This is a genomic window from Citrobacter sp. Marseille-Q3906 (assembly GCF_916618775.1).
Lineage (GTDB): Bacteria > Pseudomonadota > Gammaproteobacteria > Enterobacterales > Enterobacteriaceae > Citrobacter > Citrobacter murliniae.
Window position 1 is genome coordinate 1,251,349 of sequence record NZ_CAKAKA010000002.1, and the last position, 19,915, is coordinate 1,271,263.

Genomic DNA, 19,915 nt, shown 5'->3' on the forward strand with positions numbered 1-19,915 from the left:
CCTTAGTTTTGATAGTGATAAAGGATAAAGTAGTCGCTCTGATAAACAAGGGTGGTGTTCGTCGGCGACAACAATTCACCTACGCGATAACGCGGCCAACTGGAGAAAATAATTCTGTTTTCCAGATTCGTCAGAATCACATAATCAGGCTGGGGGCAGGAAAGCAATTCGGCTTCAATCTGGCTGACCAGCAGATCGACGGCGGCGACACCAAGAAACTGATCATTGAAGTAGACGGGTACAGCTGACGTCAGTGTGTAAGAGATGTTGCAAATATAATCGACATACGGGCCGTGAATATAAGCTTCGCCGGCTGGTGGGGAGTGTTTAAACCACTCGAACGTTCTGAAATCCAGCCGCTGCTGTGTGGCCTGATCCAAATCCAGATTTGCCTGACTCAAACCATTATCTTTTTTATACCACCACTCCAGATGCCAGTACTCTCTCGTTGTCGGCGTGCTCTCAATATGGCTGGCGAATCCGGCACCGGAGCAATAGTGATTGTCATTGAGTGTACGTTTAATGTGCTGCTGAACGGTTGCTCTTACAGCAGGGTCGAGGACCACCTCCGCTGAGCCTTTTTGCACACCGGCAATAGCCTCATGGATACTCCTCGCCAGCGCAACGGTAGAATCTACGGTAGAAGCAGTAATATCATCAATTTTACGGATTAATGCGCTTAAGGATGTCGAAGAGGTCATTGTCTGTCCTGCCTTCACTGATTGTTAATTCGAATTATATTTCAGCTTTTTTTCTATAAGGTAATAGGTAAATGTGTCGATAATCTGCGTGGCGAACTGTACGGATTCCACCTCGTTATGGGCAGCCAGCGCGTCGGCCAGCGCCGAATAGAGCGCAATAATTTCTGCATGAATATTGCCAGAGCGATAAAGTATGGCAACCAGTGAGGCCCATTCAGCCTGTACCTGCAATTCCTGATTGGCCAGCCGCGCCGAATGGGAACTGGCTGCTATTGCCAGCAGGCAACGCATATCGGCCTGTGTCATTAATTCTGGCGAATCCGCTTTTCTTAACACCTCGACAAACTCGCGAAATTTAGAGATATCGGCACCGGTCATACGCCTGGAAGCGAGTCTTGCGCTGTGGCTAATAATAGCGCAATGCATTTCCCCTAAATCGGAAAGGTAATCTGTACTGATAGATTTGAACGGATGCAGGGCGCTATTTTTGCCGTCGATGTTTTCGCAAACAAAACTCCCGCCATTGCGACCACGAATCGTATGGATAAGATTATTAGCCCGAAGCGTGTTTAGTGCTTCTCTGATTGTGATATGTGAGACACCCATCATCTTTGCCAGATCGGTTTCGTTTGGGAGCTGCTCTTTTGGCTCCAGTAATCCCGTAATAATGGCGTTCGAAAGGCGCTGCACTATCTGGTCAGAACGACTGACCTGCCCGATAGGCGCAAATATGACCGCATGAGTAATCATAATCTTTTCTGCACTCAATTCCCTGAAACAACGACCATTTCTAACACAAGCCCGTCAGGCAAGGAAGGTCAGAATGGTCGCGTTATTTTACATGCCCGCGCGTGATGCCATTGCACAGACGGATGTGTGTTCCGATAGCGTCAACTGGTGATGAATTGCCTCTCACTTGTAAATGTAAAATATAAGTTAAAAATGCGAGGCTTATCATAGTGTCAATGTTGCGCATTTGAAAAAGTTTTACAATATATATATTACATAAGATTCTTTATGTATTAAATGGCAGGAGATACGCATGAAAACCCTGAAGCACTTTATTAACGGGCAATATGTCGCGGGTAGCACAGATGAAACCTTTGAACTGGTGAGTCCGGTTGATGGTGAAACGTACGCATTATCTCCCAACGGCAGTGCGGTTGAGGTGGATCTTGCTTACTCGGCGGCGGCAGCAGCGTTTAGTATCTGGAAAAAATCGACGCCCGCGCAGCGGCAAAAAGCGCTTCTGGCGCTGGCTGATGAAATAGAACGAAACGTAGAACGTCTGGCGAGGGCGCAAAGCCAGGAAACTGGTCAACTGCTGCATTTTATTGAGAAAGAGGAAATAGCCGCTTCATGCGATGCAATTCGCTTTTTCGCCGGTGCAGCGCGCTGTCTTGAGGGAAAGGCCGCCGGAGAATATTCCACAGGTTTTACCTCTACTATTCGTCGTGAACCGCTGGGTATTGTCGGGCAAGTCACACCGTGGAATTACCCGTTTATGATGGCGGTGTGGAAGATTGCTCCAGCGCTGGCGGCGGGTAACACAGTAGTACTAAAACCGAGTGATACCACCCCGGTCAGCACGTTGTTGCTGGCGGAACTGGCTGCACCATTGTTCCCGAAAGGAGCATTTAACGTGGTATTGGGAAAAGCCAATACTGGTTCGCTGGTGGTTTCTAACCCAACGGCTTCACTGGTTTCTATTACCGGTTCCGTCCGTGCGGGTTTGCAGGTCGCGGCATCTGCGGCTGCAAACCTGACTAAAGCCCATCTGGAACTTGGCGGAAAAGCACCTGCCGTCGTTTTTGCCGATGCGAACATAGACAAGGCTATTGACGCGATCACCACGGCGGGCTTTTTCAATGCCGGTCAGGATTGCACGGCCGCCACGCGTATTCTGGTGGAGCAGTCCATCTACCCTGCGTTTCTGGAAAAACTGATCCAAAAAACAAAGCAGATAAAATTTGGCCCTCCTGAAGACCAGGAGGCTCTGTATGGCGCGCTGAACAGCCGAAATCAGCTTGAGCAGGTAAAAGGCTTTATTGCACGTCTGCCAGCACATGCAAAAGTTGAAACGGGTGGAAGAGCAGGAGCAGGGCCGGGTTTCTACTTTGAACCGACCATCATCTCTGGCCTGCATCAGCATGATGAAGCCATCCAACACGAAGTGTTTGGCCCGGTGATGGCCATTCAGCCGTTCTCAACTGACGAAGAGGCGCTGGACAAGGCTAATGATGTTGAATACGGCCTGGCTGCCAGCGTCTGGACCAGCAACCATGGTCGCGCGCAACGTTTCAGCATCGATCTTGATTTTGGCACGGTGTGGATTAACAGCCATATTCCGCTGTGTGCTGAAATGCCACACGGCGGCTTCAAAAAGTCGGGTTACGGAAAAGATCTCTCTTCTTATTCTCTCGATGAATATACCCGTGTGAAACATATCATGACCGATATTTCTGAATAGCAGGTAATATGATGAAAACATTGAAAATAGCTGTGCTTTCACTGGTGATGTTCTCGGGCCTGAGCATGGCGGCAAGTACCTCGCTGAGTACTGTGAAAGAGTATATGGCGGCATGGAATGCGCACAATGCGCCACTTGCTGCACAGTACCTGGCAAATGACGTGGTTTATTACGATGCGGCGGCGGGTGAGCCGGTAAACGGCAGAGAAAACGCCGAGAAAGAGGTCATCGGGGCATTTATAAAAGCGGTTCCTGATTTAACCTGGAAAATGATTGGTAAGCCCGTTTATGACGAGGATACCGTCGCTTTCCGGTGGGAATTTTCAGGCAAAAACAGCGGTGAATGGGCCGGAAGTCCGGCAACAAATAATCCGATCAAATTTGAAGGTGTCAGCTATATTCATGTTAAAGCAGGAAAAATTACCTGGCAGGGTGATTATTATGATTCGAAAAAACTGGATGAAGAACTGAAGCCAGTGAAGTAGTCGATTGTCTCTCCCTCAAAAAAGAGGGGGAGACTCTGATTTTTTTAGGGCAGTGTGCAAGTGGCAAAAGGACAAAGTTAATGGCAATAACCAGACGTGATTTTCTCAACGGCGTGGCGGTCACTATCGCTGCGGGACTGACTCCTCTGGACCTGGTCAGGGCGGCAGGAAATGGCAACGAATTCATTAATGGAAGTTATTATCCGCCTGCGTTGATGGGCCTGCGGGGTAATCATCCAGGTTCGTTCGAGATGGCTCATGCATTGGGCCGCGAGCATAAACGTTTTGACTTAAACGCTCTCCCCATCGAGGAGGAGTACGATCTGGTTATCGTCGGCGGCGGCATTAGCGGACTGGCTGCCGCGTGCTTCTGGCGTGAACTCGCCGGGCAGAGCAGCAGGATCCTTATCCTCGACAACCATGATGATTTTGGCGGGCACGCCAAACGTAACGAATTTAATTCCACGGGCAAAAAACTTCTTGGCTATGGCGGCAGCGAGTCATTTCAGTCACCAGCGCACAATTTTAGCCCCGTGGTCCAAAAACTGATGGAGACAGTTGGCGTTAGTGCTACGCGTCTGAAAGACAGTTTTGACGTGAATTTCTACCCTGACTGGCAACTTAGTCGCGGCGTATTTTTCGACAAAAAGAATTTTGGTGAGACCAAAATAGTCAGCGGCGATCCGGGGCGGGCCGTCTCCGATGATATTCCACCGGACAGACTTAATGGGCGAAATATTGAAGCGTTTATCAACGACTTTCCATTAAGTGAAAGTGACCGAAAGGCGCTCATCGACCTGCATGTGCGCCCGGTCGATTATCTTCAGGGCATGACGGTGGACGAAAAAAGCGACTGGATGGATGCCCACAGCTACAGTGAATTCCTTGCAACAAAAGTCGGATTGAGCAAAATGGCGCTGCTCTATTTTCAGCAGCGTTCCAATGATTTCTTTGCTATTGGTATCGAGGGAATTTCCTGCAGTGATGCCAGAGCCTGCGCACTACCTGGTATGGAGGCATTAGGGTTACCGCCACTGGACGGGGAGTCGCTGGCCGATCTCGAAGAGCCATATGTCTATCATTTCCCGGACGGCAATGCCGGTCTGGCACGACTACTGGTCAGACACCTGCTGCCCGACGCGCTGCCAGGCAATTCAATGGAAGATTCAGTCCTCGCAAGGCTGCATTACGAAAAGCTGGACCAGCCGGAAAATACAACTCGTCTGCGCCTGAACAGTACCGTGATCAACGCGGCGAACGTGCCGGACGGCGTTGCCGTAACCTGGTTACGTGATGGCAAAATGCATCGCGTTCGCGGTAAGAATGCCATCATGGCGGGCTATAACATGATGATCCCATACATTGTGCCTGAAACGCCGGAACAGCAAAAAGCAGACCTCAAACTGAACGTAAAAGCACCGCTTGTGTACACCAACGTGGTGGTCAAGAACTGGAATGCGTTTAAGCAGCTTGGTGTGCATGAGTTTTACTCTCCCGCTGCGCCTTACAGTCGGGTGAAGCTCGACTATCCGGTTAGTATCGGAGGTTACCAGCATCCGGCGACACCGGACGATCCAATGGTTATTCATATGGTCTATGTGCCTACTTATCCGGGCAGTAATCTGTCAGCCAGGGAACAGTTCCGCCTGGGGCGGGCATGGTTACTTGGTACCACGTTTGCGGCGCATGAAGAAATGATTCGCGCCCAGTTGCAGGAGATGTTTGGTTCTACGGGTTTTGATAATCAACGGGATATTTCAGCCATTACGGTTAACCGTTGGGCGCATGGTTATGCGTATTACCCCACGTCGCTGTTCGATGATATGGACAAAATGCCCGAGATTATTGACCGGGCGCGTAAACCAGTCGGTCGAATTGCCATTGCTAACTCGGATTCTGACTGGAGTGCTTATGCGCATGCTGCGATCGATCAGGCATGGCGTGCGGTCAACGAACTCAAGGATATGGGGTGATCTATGCGTAACGTAACCTTTCTTATCGCTTGTTTATTTAGCGTCGGTGTCTCTGCTGCTGAATCTAACGGTGAGTACATCGCGCGAATTTCTGACTGTGTGGCATGTCACACCGCTGAGGGCGGAGCGGCGATGGCAGGGGGCAAAAAGTTTCCCACGCCCGTTGGTGATATTTATTCGACGAATATTACCCCCGACAAGACCCACGGTATTGGCAACTACTCTTACGACGAGTTTGAAAAAGCGGTGCGCCAGGGTATTGCCAAAGACGGTCATCCACTTTATCCGGCGATGCCTTATCCGTCTTATGCGAAGCTTTCCGATGAGGATGTTCAGGCGCTGTACACCTATTTTATGCATGATGTCACCTCATCTGCAGAACCCAATAAAGAGAACGCCATCCCCTGGCTCCTCTCGGCCCGATGGCCGCTGCATATCTGGAACTGGTTGTTTACCGACGCACCTGAGAGCAAAAAAGCGGATGTAAATACTGAGCTGGTCAATCGGGGGGCTTATCTGGTTGAAGGGCCTGGTCACTGCGGTTCGTGTCATACCCCAAGGGGGATAGCGATGCAGGAAAAAGCGTACACCAGTAGCGATGATGAATACCTGAGCGGCGCGATGATCGACGGCTGGTACGCACCATCACTCAGAGGTACCGCCTTGTCAGAGCAGGAATTAACGTTGCTGTTACTGACTGGAAAAAGCAAACATGCCGCGGTTTCAGGATCAATGGCCGAGGTTGTGAGTCAGAGTACTCAGTATCTGACGGATGATGACGCTGCGGCGATAGCGCAGTATTTGCTGAGTCTGAAGCGCGATAAGGCTGCCCCGGCGCGCCCGACGGCTACGTGGTCAAATTCGCCTGAAGCGGGCAAGGTTGTCTATAACCGCTATTGCTCAACCTGTCACGGCCTGGAAGGCAAAGGAACGGATGACAATGTGCCTTCTTTGATCAAAAACCCGCTGGTCATGATTGACGATCCGACCCCGCTGTACAGAGTGATTTCGCAGGGGGCGGAAACACCCACGACGCGGGGAAATGTCTCCTTCAAAATGCCAGCGTATGAGGGAATGATGACTAAGGGTGAAATGCGCGACGTTATCAACTATGTGCGTAAAAGCTGGGGCGAAGGTAATGGCGAGATAACACAGGAGGATCTGGCCGGACTTAAAAAAGCCACACACTAGCAGAACGCCGGATGGGGGGGCAAACCTCATCCGGCGTACAAATCCGACGTTCGTCAACTATGGGCTTTAATAATCCCGGCCAGTCTGGAAAACGCCGATGCCATCTCATGTTCTTCAATGCTGGCAAATCCCAGCAACAGACCGCGGCGTTTCTCTTCACTGATGTAATACCGCGACAGCGGCCGAACCAACAAACCTTCGGCATTTGCCAACCGTGCAATGGCAACGTCATCGCTATCGGCTGGCAACTGTAAAATCAGATGCAGCCCGGCGTTACTGTTGAAGGAGCCCAGATAATGTTCACCGAGCATCCTGGTGATCAGTTTAACCAGCATATGGCGACGGCGGCTGTAGAGCTGACGCATTTTGCGGATATGGGCCGCGTAGTAACCCTCTTTAATAAACTCAGCCAGCGCGGCCTGAATCAGAAGATGACCACCGCGGTAGAGGTCAGTATGAACTTTCTTCAGTGGGGTAGCGAGTGCCCTGGGCAGGACGACATAACCGAGTCGGAGTGCGGGATAAAGTGTTTTGCTGAACGTGCCGATGTAAATGACTGGACTCTCTTCCTCCAGTCCCTGTAATGACGGAATGGGCTGACCCGAGAAGCGAAACTCACTGTCGTAATCATCTTCCACTATCCAGCTTCGTGTTTCACACGCCCGAAAGAGGAGCTGCCGCCGCCGGCTGAGGCTCATTACCGAACCGAGGGGATATTGGTGTGACGGTGTCACAAAAATCAGTTTCGGCGCAACCTCTGATGCTCCTGGCGGAACCATACCTTGTTCATCAACGGGGATCGCCGAAAAGTTAACAGCGTTGATACGCAGAATGTTTTTTATTCCCCAGTAGCCAGGTTCTTCAATCCAGACGTTATCACCTGGGTCACACAGAGTGCGGGTCACCAGATCCAACGCCTGATGAATGCCTTCGGTGATCAGTATCTGTTCGGGAGAGCATCTGACGCCGCGCGCGGTACGCAGGTAATCGGCCAGCGCCTCTTTCAGCTCACTTACGCCGCCTGTAGCATCGTAGGTAAGAAACTCCGGGCGCAACCGTCTTGCCAGCCGGTCCTGAATCTTTTTGAGCGTGCGGTGAGGAAAATACTGTACGTCAGGTACGCCTGGGATAAAAGGTCCCCACTGTCGGGGGCTCGCGCTGGCGTAACCCAGCAGTTCAAGACAACGGGCTGATAAGCTGGTGTGGTCTTCTTGCGCGGGTGAGGTGGGTTCCCTGTCGGTGCGCAGGTTGAGATTATCCAGTACGCTGTCAGTAACAAACGTCCCGCTGCTGGTGCGTGCAGAAATATACCCCTCGGCCTGTAACTGCTCATATACCCGTAATACGGTGTTGCGAGATAGCGCCAGCTCATTAGCCAGATCCCGCGAAGGGGGCATGCGGGTTGCTGGTTTCAGGTTACCTTCAAGAATACAACTGCAGATTGCGGCATACAGACGACGATGAAGCTTTTCGTCAGTCTGCTGGCTAAATGCTTGCTTGATCACATCTCCGGCAAGTGAACGCATTTGGATCCTTAAAATAAAACGATTTGGCTCTCGATTAAAGTACCAGATGGCGTCTAAATTTAAAGGGTAATTCAACCCGGATATGTTTATGGACAAGGTGTAGATAATGAACAATAAAAACCTGCAACAACGTCGTTTGGATGCCACCCCGCGTGGCGTAGGTGTGATGTGTGATTTTTTCGCTCAGTCAGCGGAAAACAGCACAATTACCGATATCGAAGGCAATCAATATATTGATTTCGCTGCCGGAATTGCCGTGCTGAATACCGGACACCGTCATCCTCGTATGGTGCAGGCAGTCGAGGCTCAGCTTCAGGCTTTTACTCACACGGCATACCAGATAGTCCCGTACGAGAGCTATGTTTCTCTGGCTGAGAAAATCAATGCAGTTGCGCCTGTTGATGGGCCGCGTAAAACCACATTCTTTACTACCGGAGCAGAGGCGGTAGAAAACGCGGTTAAAATTGCCCGCGCACACACAGGTCGGCCGGGTGTTATCGCCTTTGGCGGCGGTTTTCACGGACGCACATACATGACCATGGCGCTTACCGGCAAGGTCGCGCCGTATAAAAAAGGATTCGGTCCGTTCCCTGGATCTGTTTACCATGCGCCTTATCCTTCTGAACTACAGGGTATTTCCACCGCAGATTCGGTGAAAGCAATTGAGCGGCTGTTTAAAGCTGACATTGACCCCAGCCAGGTGGCGGCGATTATTTTCGAACCCGTGCAGGGCGAAGGGGGATTTGTTGTAGCTCCGCCTGAATTTGTCGCATCTATCCGCCGCATCTGTGATGAGCACGGCATTGTGATGATTGCCGATGAGGTGCAAAGTGGTTTTGCCCGTACGGGTGAGTTGTTCGCTATGGATCACTACGATCATAAAGCTGACCTGATGACCATGGCGAAAAGTCTTGCTGGTGGTATGCCGCTGTCAGGTGTGGTCGGTAAGGCCGAGATTATGGACGCACCAGCGCCGGGTGGTTTGGGCGGCACCTATGCCGGAAACCCGTTGGCTGTGGCAGCGGCCCACGCGGTGCTTGATATTATTCATGATGAACAACTGTGCCAGCGCGCAGAAGCACTTGGTGAGCAACTGCGTGCGGCCCTGAACGATGCTCGTGCAGGGTGTCCGGAGTTGGCCGAAGTACGCGGATTAGGCTCAATGATTGCTGCTGAATTTTGTGATGCAACAACGAAGGAGCCAAGCGCTGCCGTCGCGCAACGTGTGCAGAAGAAAGCGCTTGAGCAGGGGTTACTGCTGTTAACCTGCGGTCAATACGGCAACGTGATCCGCTTCCTCTATCCGCTGACTATTCCGCAAGATCAGTTCGCCAAAGCGTTAGATATCATCAAAATGGCCATTAAATCGTAATATCTGACGCGCAGTGCGCACGCAGGCCGACGGTAGTGATTGCCGTCGGCTTTTCTTTTATCGCCGTTAAGTCCAGCGCGACGTAACACGATCCTGCCTGTTTCACGTCATAAATTGATCTTCATCTTTTGAATGGCTCGATTTATAGATAATGGGTTGCCAGTCACATCGTTATATAATCTAATGCATATCGTTTTTCCCTTTCCAGATGGTATCTATGTTAACTCTTCGTTCTTTTGTGCTGGTTTGTGCCAGCCTGTTGTTTGCGTTTTCCGCGCAGGCAGACCGCAGTGTCACCGATCAGCTAGGCCGTCAGGTCACGCTACCAGACCACGTCGATAAGGTGGTTGTGCTGCAACACCAGACGCTGAATATTCTGGTTCAGTTGGATGCTCAACAGTCAATTGTTGGTGTCATGTCGAGCTGGAAAAAACAGCTTGGCCCTGAGTTTGCCCGCTTTATGCCAACGATTACCTCATTGCCAACGCCTGGCGATCTCACCAGCGTGAATATTGAAAGTTTGCTGGCGATTCATCCGCAGGTGGTGTTCGTTGCCAACTATGCGCCAGCGGAGATGATCCAGCAGATCCAGAATGCCGGTATTCCGGTGGTGGCTATCTCGTTACGCCAGGATATTGACGGGCAACAGAACAAAATGAACCCGACAATGGCCGACGAGGAACAGGTCTATAACGAAGGGTTAAAGCAGGGCATTCGGCTGATTGCTGATGTGGTTGGGCGCAAATCCCAGGCTGAATCGCTGATTAACTACGTTTTTGCGGCGAGGGAAAAATTTAATGCACCGGTTGCTAATATTCCTGAAGCGCAAAAAGTCCGTATCTATATGGCTAACCCCGATCTCATGACCTATGGTTCCGGGAAGTACACCGGGCTGATGATGCAGCACGCTGGCGGGCTAAACGTTGCGGCTGCGAGTGTTAAAGGGGCGCGGCAGGTTTCGCTTGAGCAGGTATTACAGTGGAACCCGCAGGTCGTTTTTGTTCAGGATCGCTATCCGCAGGTGGTGGCTGAGATCCAAAACGATCCCAACTGGCAGGGAATTGATGCGGTGAAAAACCATCGTGTCTGGCTGATGCCTGAATACGCTAAAGCCTGGGGATATCCGATGCCGGAAGCACTGGCGATTGGTGAGTTATGGATGGCAAAAAAACTCTACCCGGATGCCTATAAAAACGTGAATGTTGATGCGCAGGCGCAGGAGTACTACCAACGTTTTTATCGTGTGAACTGGCAGCCTGATGCTGGTAAGTAAGCGCATTTTATCCTGGCAACCGATCCTCATAACGGCTGTGCTGTTGCTGGGAGTGGGCTCGCTGTGTCTTGGACATTATCCATTGTCATTGGGCGATGTGTTTTATCAGCTTAGCCATTATTCCGACACTCAGGGCATTGCAAATCAGGTCATCTGGACTGTCAGACTTCCGCGTATTCTGATGGCATTGTTAGCGGGGGGAGCCCTTGGGCTGTGTGGCGCCACCTTGCAAGGGGTGTTTCATAACCCGTTGGTTGACCCACATATTATTGGGGTAACTTCCGGTTCAGCTTTTGGCGGCACGCTGGCTATTCTGCTCGGGCTGGATCCGTGGCTGATGATGGGCTCAACGTTCTTCTTCGGTCTGGCAGCCTTAATCCTGGTGTACGCCATTGCCGCGCTCCAGGGACTGGAGAATACGCTTGTTCTGATCCTGTCAGGTATCATTTTGAGTGGTTTTTTTGCGGCACTGGTGAGTCTGATTCAATATCAGGCCGATACCGAAGAAACATTGCCTAATATTGTGTTCTGGCTACTGGGTAGTTTTGCGACGGCCAACTGGCATAAAGTGCTGATGCTGACCGTTCCGGTCAGTATCGCGGCGACAATTTTGTACCAGTTGCGCTGGCGGATAAACCTGTTATCACTCAATGATAAAGACGCTAAAGCGCTCGGCGTGGCGGTGATTCCTCTGCGACGCAGTGTGCTGGTCTGCTGCGCGTTTTTAGTCGCGGCACAGGTATCTGTCAGCGGCAGCATTGCCTGGGTTGGGCTGGTTATTCCGCATCTGGCGCGACTGCTGGTGGGTGTCGATCATCGTCGATTACTTCCCTGCGCCTTCTGGTTGGGGGGCGGTTTTATGATTGCGGTAGATGATATTGCGCGTACCTTGATGTCGGCGGAAATACCTCTGGGGATCATTACCGCATTGCTCGGTGCGCCGCTATTTGCCTTTTTGTTAATTCAGTCCAGTCGTCGGAGAAAACGATGAAATCTGCGGTTCTGTATGTTGATCAACTGGCATATGGTTACCAAACGCCGTTATTTGAGCCACTCACATTTCGTTGTGAGAAAGGTGATATATGGGCCGTACTGGGGCGTAATGGGTTGGGGAAAAGCACTCTGCTGGACACGTTAACCGGTACGTTGCCTGCGCTTGGTGGAAGTATAGAAAGTGAAGGTGGAACCGGGATTGTCGCTCAGCATTCCCATCTACCATTTCCCTATACGGTGAGTGATGTCGTGCTTATGGGGCGAGCACAACATGTGAAGCTGTTTGCCCAACCCCGTCATCAGGACAAGCAACGGGCGGCTGAGGCGCTGGAACAGTTAAACATTGCGCATCTTGCTGCGTGTTCGTTTAGCTCGCTCTCCGGTGGGCAGCAACAGCTGGTGATGATCGCCAGGGCACTGGTAACCGATTGCCAGACGTTGTTGCTTGATGAACCCTGTTCTGCACTGGATTTAGCCAATCAGCAGGTAGTGTTGCAACTCATCAGCGATCTGGCCCATCGACAAGGATGCTGTATTCTCTTTTCCACTCACGATCCGCTGCATGCACTGCAAATAGCAACCCATACGCTGTTGCTGTTACCGCAGGGGAAATGGCTTGCCGGTCCTACAGACAGCGTTGTGACGGAAGATAATCTGTACAGGGCTTATGGATTGCCGCTGCGAAAATTAAGCCTGGAAAATCATCCGACGCCGTTTATTGCGCCCCTGTTTGCGATCCATCGCTGAGGGGTAAAAATCCGGCGGCGGTTAAAAATTCCTGACCGCCGCTGGTGAGAATAAATTCAACCAACGCAATGACCTCCTTAGACGCGTCGAGAATGGCAAGCTGATATTCGCACTGAACGTTGTGTTCTGGCGGGATTGCAACACAACGGACATCGGGCTGCCCACACAGCGTTTTCGCATAGTGCGCGTAACCAATGAACAGATCGGCAAATCCCTGACGAATAACCCATGCGCTGGCCAGTTCGCCTTTTGGCACGTTGAGACTGTCGCGACCTCCAACCAGCGCAGTGGCGCGTTCGCGCAGTTGTTGCCCAAGACCCGCTTCAAGCAAATCCAGCTTCTCGAAAAAGGCCCAGGTATAATCGCCACAGGGATCGCATCCGGGGGTTGATGTACCAATACGCAGGGTGGGGTCACGCAGCAAATCCAGCCATTCGCCGGGACGAGCGGTGGTAAGAATCAGTTGATTACGGCTAAACGTCTGTACGGATAGGGCTTTACGACTGGACAGTAACTGTTGGGGATGTGCTCGATTTGCCGAAGCAAAAAGTGCGCACGGTTCACCGGCCTCAATTCGCTCCCGCAATAAACCTGCCGGGCCATATTCAACAGTGAAATCTATTCCGCTCAGGCGGGTGAAATGGCTTATCAGCGGGGTTAATGCCGGCCGTAAACTGCCAGCAGCAAAGAGGGGAACAGAAGCGGACATAAGATCAGATCTCTGCGATAAAGAAGATGGTGGAGACAACTATACCTGCTTACCACCTCGCGATAATGCTTCTTTTGATGGTAATAGCAGTGTGTTTTAGTCATGTCTCATAGAACGGCAAACGTCGACGAAAACGGACTGTCGGTTGCACAATAGCTTTCGCAATACAGTCGCCTATTTCCGCGCAGGCAGTAAGACCTTGTACGAACGGTTGATCGTGCATCAGCCAGGGAATGGCGGCAAGTGCAATACGACCACGAACAATATCCGGTGCCTGCAAGGTGTAGTCTTCACCGACATCCGGTAATTCCTCGCCTGTGGACTGAAGCTGTTTTCGTAACGTCGGAAATGGCAGATCTTTTGTTTTTAGTGGTTTTTGTCCTCTGGCGTCGATAAACACGTCAAATTTATACGCCTTATCGTTAGCGGATATCACGGTTGCTGCACCTTGTTGCTCCAGCTGGTAATCCGGGCCGAGGGCGAGAATACTCACTATCCCGGCTTCACGCAGTGCCAGTAATCTGCGAATTGACTGTGAGGGGATGGCGGCATAATTATCGATAAAGACGCGCGCAAGTCCGTTGTTGAAGCGTTTTCTGTCCTTCTCATTGAGTGAGGGAACAATCTCCTGCACGGCCTCATGCAAGCGAAGAATAGTGTAGCGCCAGGCGACAGTTCGTCGGTCACGCTTATTACGCTCAACTTCTTCAAGGTTAGTTTCGGCCCACTGAAAAGGGTCGTGTTTTTTGCGTGCGGCAAACCAGGCCTGCGTAAAACTGTCCGCATTGAGCGATGACAGAGCGATCTGTTGGCTCCATACAGGGTCAGTATGTTCAATTTCTTTTACTATCAGCGCAAAGACCCGGTCGAGCAGGCCTTCTGAGCCGTCGGCTATCTGTTTTTCCAGTGCTTCCCCGGTAACAAAACACAGCGGTTCATAGGGGATAGGGCAGTAAAAATCGGCTTCCGGTAAAATGCCGGAGCGGGACATGAGTACAATGTGCAGATCCCGACTTTTGTCATCTTTTTCGAAGCGAATATGCTGCCCGTTATCGGACACAAATCTGCCATGCTGCGCCACGACAGCCATTGCCGCATCAAGAGCGCTCAAAGACGTGCCCATTATCCCTATCTGGCATGCCGGGATTAATGCATCCATCAGACCGGTCCACGGGCTGGGAAAAAAGGTGCGAGTTAGCGCCTCCTCATCAGGCCAAACGTGCCCCGTTGCTATGACGGCGAGGTCAAATAGTTCAGGTGCAGCCTGCTCAGTGCAAACAACAATGCCCTCCGCTGTTGCCTGGATGTCGTTTACCAGGCAGGATTCATTCACTTTGATATTAAACCCCTGTCTTTCCGCCAGGCTGACAAGTTGTAAAAACTGGTCACGGAAATATTCACCAAGAAGAATGCGCGGCAGAAACTGGCGGACGTGCAGTGAGCCATGTTCAACGCCATAACGCGCTAAATGTGCTTCACTTTGCTGGCGTAACCAGTCGATATAGGGCGAGATAATGGGGGGAATTTCAATGCTGGCGATATTTGCCAGCATCATCCTTGAATTTTCTTCGTCGCTGTAGGGCATACCAACCCCGGCTTCTTTGGCTTGTTCATAGAGGGTAATTGACAGCGGTGTTTGATGCTTAAGCAGCGCGAATAACGTATAAATACCAGTAGGTCCCGCACCAACGATTGCTATCTTTTTCATCATTCTCCGCCTGTTTTTATTTAAACCTTTCGAATAATGCTGTTTGCTATGCCTGTGTTGAATCAGTGACATAGAATTACAGTTAATCGCTTATACGTTTACTCGACAATCACCTTAGCTCTGGCTTTTGACAGCAGAATTTTGACCAGTCCGGTGAAGGTTACCGGTTTGTAGAAATAGTAGCCCTGCAGGAAGGTAATGTTATTTTGGTTCAGGTAGTCGAGTTGCTCTTTCGTTTCGACCCCTTCGGCGACAATGCTTAACGACAGTTTACGAGCCAGATCCAGCACACAATCCAAAATGCGGGTTGAATCCGGATCGGCATTTACTCTACCAACGAAACTCTGGTCAATTTTAATATAATCAATATGCAGATCATGAAGATAAGAAAGTCCTGAATAGCCGGTGCCGAAATCATCCAGGGCAATTACGAAACCATTTTCGTGCAGGACATTAAGTCGCTGAACGAGGTGTTCATCCACATGTAAGGGTTCACGTTCGGTTACTTCAATAACCAGATGTAAATCATTTCGTCTGAAACTGTCCCTGTATTTCAGACACTCCTCAACAAATGTGGGGGAGGTGATATGGGATGCACTAAAGTTAATCCCGACATGAAATCCCTCGGGCAACTTACTGGCAATGACATTCATCTGCGTCACGACCTGTGTCATCAGACTTTGAGTCAGGGGAATTATCAGACCGGATTTTTCGGCAACTGGAATGAATGACGCCGGGGAGATATATCCGGCTCTCGGGTGTTTCCATCTGGCTAATACTTCAACACCGCGCAGCGTCAACGTTTTGCCGTTAACGATCGGTTGATAAAAAGGTACGATCTCTCCGTTGCTGATTGCCTTGCGTAACGTCTCTTCAGGCGTCGCATTCTTGTTCAAATATTTTTCCAGTGCGTAAGCCGCGATACCGGATATCAGCAGGATGAATATCAGTATGCCTGAACCTTTAGTGACCAGTCTGGCTAAGCTGAACAGCGGCGGTTGATTGTAAATTATACTGTAATGATATTTAGCCGAGTCAATTCGCCCGGTTAGTGGCGTATTTGCGTCTATTGTTGCCACATCTCCCGACAGGCCGATGGTGTTATTTCCCACGAGTAGTGAATACGCAACCCTCTTCAACGGAACATTCAGCGCTCCGCGAATATGCTGATCGCTGATGGTGACCAGAATACGGCTCGTTGCAAAAAGTGTCTGGTAGAGCAGTACCGGCAGGCCGTTGACGGTGTTTTTGGCGGGTGCCAGCAGTAAGTTTGTTTCAGGCACAACGGGAATGTGGGTCAATAACACGCGATTACCCGGCAGCGATGAACACCATACTGCCCCATTTTTGATGATAAGAATGGTCCGCAGGTGAGGCTTCAGAGCAGCTTCTGTGCCGAGCTGATATTGTTCTTCCAGATCGCAACCCTTCACGACGATGTCCTTAGCCGTTTTGGTCGCCAGAGTAGCCTCATCGAGTATATTGTTTATGTTGTTTTCTGCATATTTAGCGCCAGCAAGGCTATCGGCCCTGGATGAATACCAGAGCTGAATATTCAGGACAGAAACGCCGAAAACAAAAAGACACGCTGCGAGTGTTAGAGGAAGCAGTATGCTGCGCATTGTCGTGTCCTCGGCCAAAAGACGTAATCTCTGGGGATGAGTGGCTCGCTTAACTGACGAGTAGGCAAAGCATGGTAGACAGAATAAAAAATATCCATAACCCCATCGACATTTCTACTCTATTTCTTATCGTTTGAGTTATGTATCACGCGGCCATCGTGCCGGATTGACAGCGCCACGCTGTGTTGTACCTATCCGCAGGCCACGAGGGATGGATTGATGCTATACTTGAGCTTATTTCTTGGAGGTACAACAAGGAGTTAGCCATTTTGTCGAGACAAAAATATATTAGTGCGATTATCTTGACTGTGGTTTGTACCACCTTAGTGTTCATCGCGCTGGCCGTGCATGAAGCGCGAAATTTACAGAATTATATGGGATATGTCGCTGAAAATGGCAAATCGGCACTATTCCATGAAGAGTCAATTAATCAGAATATCGCCAGTCGGCTTTCGCGGGAATTCTATTCCAGAACATCCTCCGATAACCTTACTGATAGTGAACTGGCAGAGATCTGTCGACATGTAGAAAACGAGGGCAACATCTACGGGTTTAACCTTCTGTCTAAAACTATGAAAAACCTTGAAGGGACCTTACAGACTCAGAATAAAACGTGTACAGAGTGGGGGCGTGATATTGGCGCGATGTCCATAATTCAAAGTCCAGGGAGTACGGTCTCACAAAAGTACAGTTTTTCAAACTATACCGGCTATGCTTTCAGGAATATCAGATACTACATAGATCTTTCACATAACTATATTTACATCAATAAACTGGTTAATACCCGTGACTATACCTTTAGTAACTGGTTAGTTAATAATGGTCGCAGCATTAATATCGCGCGCAGCGCACATACTATTACCATCGATGAGAACGCTCTGGATGACCTGATACGAGGGGAAAGCATTGTGTCTCATATTTACCAGGATGGTTATACTCAAAATAATATTATCAGCATGCTTACTCCAGTGTTCCTGGGAGATAAAGTGAAAGGCATTCTGATTACAGATATCAATATTAACGATCTTATCGTTTCATTCGAAACAGTTGACCGGCCGTTGCTATGGAAATTTCTGTCTCTGTATGTTACGGATAATGCAACTGGTGCGAATATTATTTTTCATAACCCGGATCTCAAATCTTTTGGTTTGATCAGTTACCAGGACAAAATCACCCAGTATTACACCCTCCATGTCAAACTGGATGCTATCTACGTCATCATCGCTAATCTGTGGTTATTTATTTTGTATGTTCTGGGGACCTGGACATTATGTCGATATGCGCATAAGCAGTTAATCAGACAGGAATCGCTTTCGCGGGATAACGTGACGGATGTGATGACTGGCCTGTATAACAGAAAAGTTATTACGCCTGAACTTGAGCAAAAAATACGCGCGCTCGTTGATCGCAACATCCCTGTCACGATCATCGCGATTGACAGCGATGGACTCAAAAAAATAAATGATACGCTTGGCCACCATATGGGCGATAAAGCGATACAGGCACTGGGTTTGGCGCTGGGAAATACTATTCGTAAAAGTGATTATGGCATACGGCTGGGGGGAGATGAGTTCTGCCTGGTTCTTATCGATTATTCACTGAATAAGTCGCGTGATGTTATCGATCGCGTGCAGGAACAATTGCTCACTATTGATCGCGATAAACTGGTGGCGTTCTCCTGGGGAGCGCACCAGATGCAGCCAGGCGATACGCTTGAAGTTGCAATGTTGAAAGCGGACGAATTACTGTATCAACACAAACGTAGCAAATATGCGGAACGCCGATAGTGATGGGTGATAAATACCGTTTTCGCAGGCTGTGTAAAGGGCAAGGAAGCGACTGATTTCGACGTGATAACTCATCATAATCGCTTCTCTTTTTTATCGTAAAGTAGTGCTAACGCTACTAATTTGCAGGTTTTTTATGGCTATTATTTCCCCTAAATATCAACGTGCATACCAGCGAGAATACGAAAAAGAGGCTGTAAAAAATGCCCTTGTCTGGATGAGCATGAATGACTATTTAGCTGAGTGCCTGGCTATTCATGATGAGTGCCACGAAGGTTATTCCCTTCATGAGCAGGTAAGTTCATGGCTTTTTATGCTTCGCATGAAAGGTAAGCCAGAGTTATTGGGGTACAAAACCGCGATACAGTCAAAGGACATGGAACTTCTACATTCAGCCCTGCGTCAGTCTGCCATGGTCAGGCACGTGACGTTGGGTGTGGATTCCGGATGCGATCACTGCATCAATATATGGACGACCCTGGATATTCTTGCCGCCGGCATGTTTTATCGTGTGTCACTTCTTTTACCTGAAAAGTGTGGTCTGAGTGACAATGGTCATCCTGTTACAATAGCGATTACCAATTTAGTTATGGCTTTATGGTACAAACGTACTGACTTTGAAACAGATGCAAGGGAAGGGGCAAAAAGGGTACTTGCGACTAAGCAGGCCACTCACGATCTCCTGGCTATTCGATACCTGATTGCACTTCTTGATGGAAACGTTGCCGAAGCGGGAACACTACTCGATCTATATTGTAAAAGTGTTCCACAAGTAAGGGAGTTTGGTGTCACTAAGCTCAATAAAATGTTCTGGCCATATGCACATGGGTTGTACAATCTTGCTTTTATTGTTTTAGGTCACGATAAAGCCAGCGCAATACCAAAACCAGAGTCGGATTGTTTCCTGAACGAATTGTCCGAGTGGCAACTCACCCATAATTATTGCTCCGGCTCGCTGTTTTTTGAATATCCGCAGCCAGTTGGAATAATTAACGCAATTATCTCGTGTACGCCTCCAGAATGTTTTTTACATCAACCCGATCGGGATACAAGTAAAAATTATAAAGAAAAAAGATATCTGCATGCAGAGCATTTTGAACAACAGGTAATTAAAACAGTTCTGGATAACATGACAAATAAGTCCAGCATCGAGATATAACGGTCACTACAGGAGAACCTACAGGGGTTGATTTGTTGTAGTATTGTCGTGTTTTTTGCGGCGCATGTTTTAATGTTGACTTGTTTATAATTTAACTTTCAATTAATCAAATGCCCATTAATGGACATTTGTCGCGCTCCCTATCTGTTTCACAGGTAAGTATAATATTTTTATGCACGGCATCCTTCAAGCTGCCTCG

At 49.5% G+C, this 19,915-nt stretch carries 16 protein-coding genes; 10 read left to right on the forward strand and 6 right to left on the reverse strand.

The genetic code is table 11. From position 1 onward, the window contains the following. Positions 1-2: 2 nt before the first annotated feature. Positions 3-701, reverse strand: coding sequence for a cache domain-containing protein (locus tag LG384_RS10295; RefSeq protein WP_045442326.1), 699 nt, complete (start codon positions 699-701; stop codon positions 3-5). Positions 702-725: 24 nt separating this feature from the next. Further along, positions 726-1,451 carry a FadR/GntR family transcriptional regulator gene (locus tag LG384_RS10300; protein WP_200011713.1) on the reverse strand — a complete coding sequence of 242 codons (726 nt, stop codon included), beginning with the start codon at positions 1,449-1,451 and terminating at the stop codon, positions 726-728. 292 nt (positions 1,452-1,743) lie between these two features. Between LG384_RS10300 and LG384_RS10305 the strand changes: the two genes are divergently transcribed. The 4 genes from LG384_RS10305 to LG384_RS10320 all read left to right on the forward strand — a co-directional run bounded on the left by LG384_RS10305 (position 1,744) and on the right by LG384_RS10320 (position 6,820). Continuing rightward, positions 1,744-3,171: a gamma-aminobutyraldehyde dehydrogenase gene (locus LG384_RS10305; RefSeq protein ID WP_200042167.1), complete on the forward strand. Its 1,428-nt coding sequence runs from the start codon at positions 1,744-1,746 to the stop codon at positions 3,169-3,171. Positions 3,172-3,182: 11 nt separating this feature from the next. After that, the gene (locus tag LG384_RS10310; RefSeq protein WP_082138877.1) at positions 3,183-3,656 is read left to right on the forward strand and encodes an ester cyclase; all 474 of its coding nucleotides are present in this window, start codon (positions 3,183-3,185) and stop codon (positions 3,654-3,656) included. Positions 3,657-3,736: 80 nt separating this feature from the next. After that, positions 3,737-5,629, forward strand: a complete 1,893-nt coding sequence (locus LG384_RS10315) for an FAD/NAD(P)-binding protein (RefSeq protein WP_225760860.1) — start codon at positions 3,737-3,739, stop codon at positions 5,627-5,629. Between the two features lie 3 nt (positions 5,630-5,632). After that, positions 5,633-6,820, forward strand: a complete 1,188-nt coding sequence (locus LG384_RS10320) for a cytochrome c (RefSeq protein WP_225760861.1) — start codon at positions 5,633-5,635, stop codon at positions 6,818-6,820. A gap of 53 nt (positions 6,821-6,873) precedes the next feature. Here the strand turns inward: LG384_RS10320 and LG384_RS10325 are convergent, their stop codons facing one another. Beyond that, complete coding sequence (locus tag LG384_RS10325; protein ID WP_225760862.1) at positions 6,874-8,346, reverse strand: PLP-dependent aminotransferase family protein; 1,473 nt, start codon at positions 8,344-8,346, stop codon at positions 6,874-6,876. Positions 8,347-8,452: 106 nt separating this feature from the next. On the opposite strand from LG384_RS10325, the gene puuE reads away from it, so the two are divergent. The 4 genes from puuE (at position 8,453) to LG384_RS10345 (ending at position 12,731) form a co-directional block, all read left to right on the forward strand. After that, positions 8,453-9,718, forward strand: coding sequence for a 4-aminobutyrate transaminase (gene puuE / locus LG384_RS10330; protein WP_045442343.1), 1,266 nt, complete (start codon positions 8,453-8,455; stop codon positions 9,716-9,718). Between the two features lie 217 nt (positions 9,719-9,935). Beyond that, positions 9,936-10,991, forward strand: a complete 1,056-nt coding sequence (locus tag LG384_RS10335) for an ABC transporter substrate-binding protein (protein WP_045442346.1) — start codon at positions 9,936-9,938, stop codon at positions 10,989-10,991. Then, the gene (locus LG384_RS10340) at positions 10,978-11,982 is read left to right on the forward strand and encodes an iron ABC transporter permease (RefSeq protein WP_225760863.1); all 1,005 of its coding nucleotides are present in this window, start codon (positions 10,978-10,980) and stop codon (positions 11,980-11,982) included. Before LG384_RS10335 ends, LG384_RS10340 begins: the two co-directional genes overlap by 14 nt. Further along, the gene (locus LG384_RS10345; protein ID WP_225760864.1) at positions 11,979-12,731 is read left to right on the forward strand and encodes an ABC transporter ATP-binding protein; all 753 of its coding nucleotides are present in this window, start codon (positions 11,979-11,981) and stop codon (positions 12,729-12,731) included. Before LG384_RS10340 ends, LG384_RS10345 begins: the two co-directional genes overlap by 4 nt. Here the strand turns inward: LG384_RS10345 and LG384_RS10350 are convergent. From LG384_RS10350 to LG384_RS10360, 3 genes are all read right to left on the reverse strand, one after another. Further along, entirely contained in the window at positions 12,700-13,440 is a 741-nt protein-coding gene (locus LG384_RS10350; RefSeq protein ID WP_225760865.1) for a substrate-binding domain-containing protein, read from the reverse strand. The two genes, LG384_RS10345 and LG384_RS10350, sit on opposite strands and share 32 nt — an antisense overlap. Positions 13,441-13,540: 100 nt before the next feature. Then, a complete protein-coding gene (locus LG384_RS10355; protein ID WP_225761294.1) occupies positions 13,541-15,148 on the reverse strand; it encodes an FAD-NAD(P)-binding protein in 1,608 nt (535 codons plus the stop codon). A gap of 98 nt (positions 15,149-15,246) precedes the next feature. Then, positions 15,247-16,770, reverse strand: a complete 1,524-nt coding sequence (locus LG384_RS10360) for a cyclic diguanylate phosphodiesterase (protein ID WP_045442358.1) — start codon at positions 16,768-16,770, stop codon at positions 15,247-15,249. A gap of 269 nt (positions 16,771-17,039) precedes the next feature. Between LG384_RS10360 and dgcJ the strand changes: the two genes are divergently transcribed. Together dgcJ and LG384_RS10370 are read left to right on the forward strand one after the other, a co-directional pair. After that, positions 17,040-18,557: a diguanylate cyclase DgcJ gene (gene dgcJ, locus LG384_RS10365; protein WP_223306986.1), complete on the forward strand. Its 1,518-nt coding sequence runs from the start codon at positions 17,040-17,042 to the stop codon at positions 18,555-18,557. A 136-nt stretch (positions 18,558-18,693) separates the two neighbouring features. Beyond that, the gene (locus LG384_RS10370) at positions 18,694-19,716 is read left to right on the forward strand and encodes a hypothetical protein (RefSeq protein WP_225760866.1); all 1,023 of its coding nucleotides are present in this window, start codon (positions 18,694-18,696) and stop codon (positions 19,714-19,716) included. Positions 19,717-19,915 lie beyond the last annotated feature (199 nt).

Bases quoted from the DNA above. Each gene is read 5' to 3' on its own strand.
- LG384_RS10295 (WP_045442326.1), bottom strand. From the start codon at position 701: ATGACCTCTTCGACATCCTTAAGCGCATTAATCCGTAAAATTGATGAT.
- LG384_RS10300 (WP_200011713.1), bottom strand. From the start codon at position 1,451: ATGATTACTCATGCGGTCATATTTGCGCCTATCGGGCAGGTCAGTCGT.
- LG384_RS10305 (WP_200042167.1), top strand. From the start codon at position 1,744: ATGAAAACCCTGAAGCACTTTATTAACGGGCAATATGTCGCGGGTAGC.
- LG384_RS10310 (WP_082138877.1), top strand. From the start codon at position 3,183: ATGAAAACATTGAAAATAGCTGTGCTTTCACTGGTGATGTTCTCGGGC.
- LG384_RS10315 (WP_225760860.1), top strand. From the start codon at position 3,737: ATGGCAATAACCAGACGTGATTTTCTCAACGGCGTGGCGGTCACTATC.
- LG384_RS10320 (WP_225760861.1), top strand. From the start codon at position 5,633: ATGCGTAACGTAACCTTTCTTATCGCTTGTTTATTTAGCGTCGGTGTC.
- LG384_RS10325 (WP_225760862.1), bottom strand. From the start codon at position 8,346: ATGCGTTCACTTGCCGGAGATGTGATCAAGCAAGCATTTAGCCAGCAG.
- puuE (WP_045442343.1), top strand. From the start codon at position 8,453: ATGAACAATAAAAACCTGCAACAACGTCGTTTGGATGCCACCCCGCGT.
- LG384_RS10335 (WP_045442346.1), top strand. From the start codon at position 9,936: ATGTTAACTCTTCGTTCTTTTGTGCTGGTTTGTGCCAGCCTGTTGTTT.
- LG384_RS10340 (WP_225760863.1), top strand. From the start codon at position 10,978: ATGCTGGTAAGTAAGCGCATTTTATCCTGGCAACCGATCCTCATAACG.
- LG384_RS10345 (WP_225760864.1), top strand. From the start codon at position 11,979: ATGAAATCTGCGGTTCTGTATGTTGATCAACTGGCATATGGTTACCAA.
- LG384_RS10350 (WP_225760865.1), bottom strand. From the start codon at position 13,440: ATGTCCGCTTCTGTTCCCCTCTTTGCTGCTGGCAGTTTACGGCCGGCA.
- LG384_RS10355 (WP_225761294.1), bottom strand. From the start codon at position 15,148: ATGAAAAAGATAGCAATCGTTGGTGCGGGACCTACTGGTATTTATACG.
- LG384_RS10360 (WP_045442358.1), bottom strand. From the start codon at position 16,770: ATGCGCAGCATACTGCTTCCTCTAACACTCGCAGCGTGTCTTTTTGTT.
- LG384_RS10370 (WP_225760866.1), top strand. From the start codon at position 18,694: ATGGCTATTATTTCCCCTAAATATCAACGTGCATACCAGCGAGAATAC.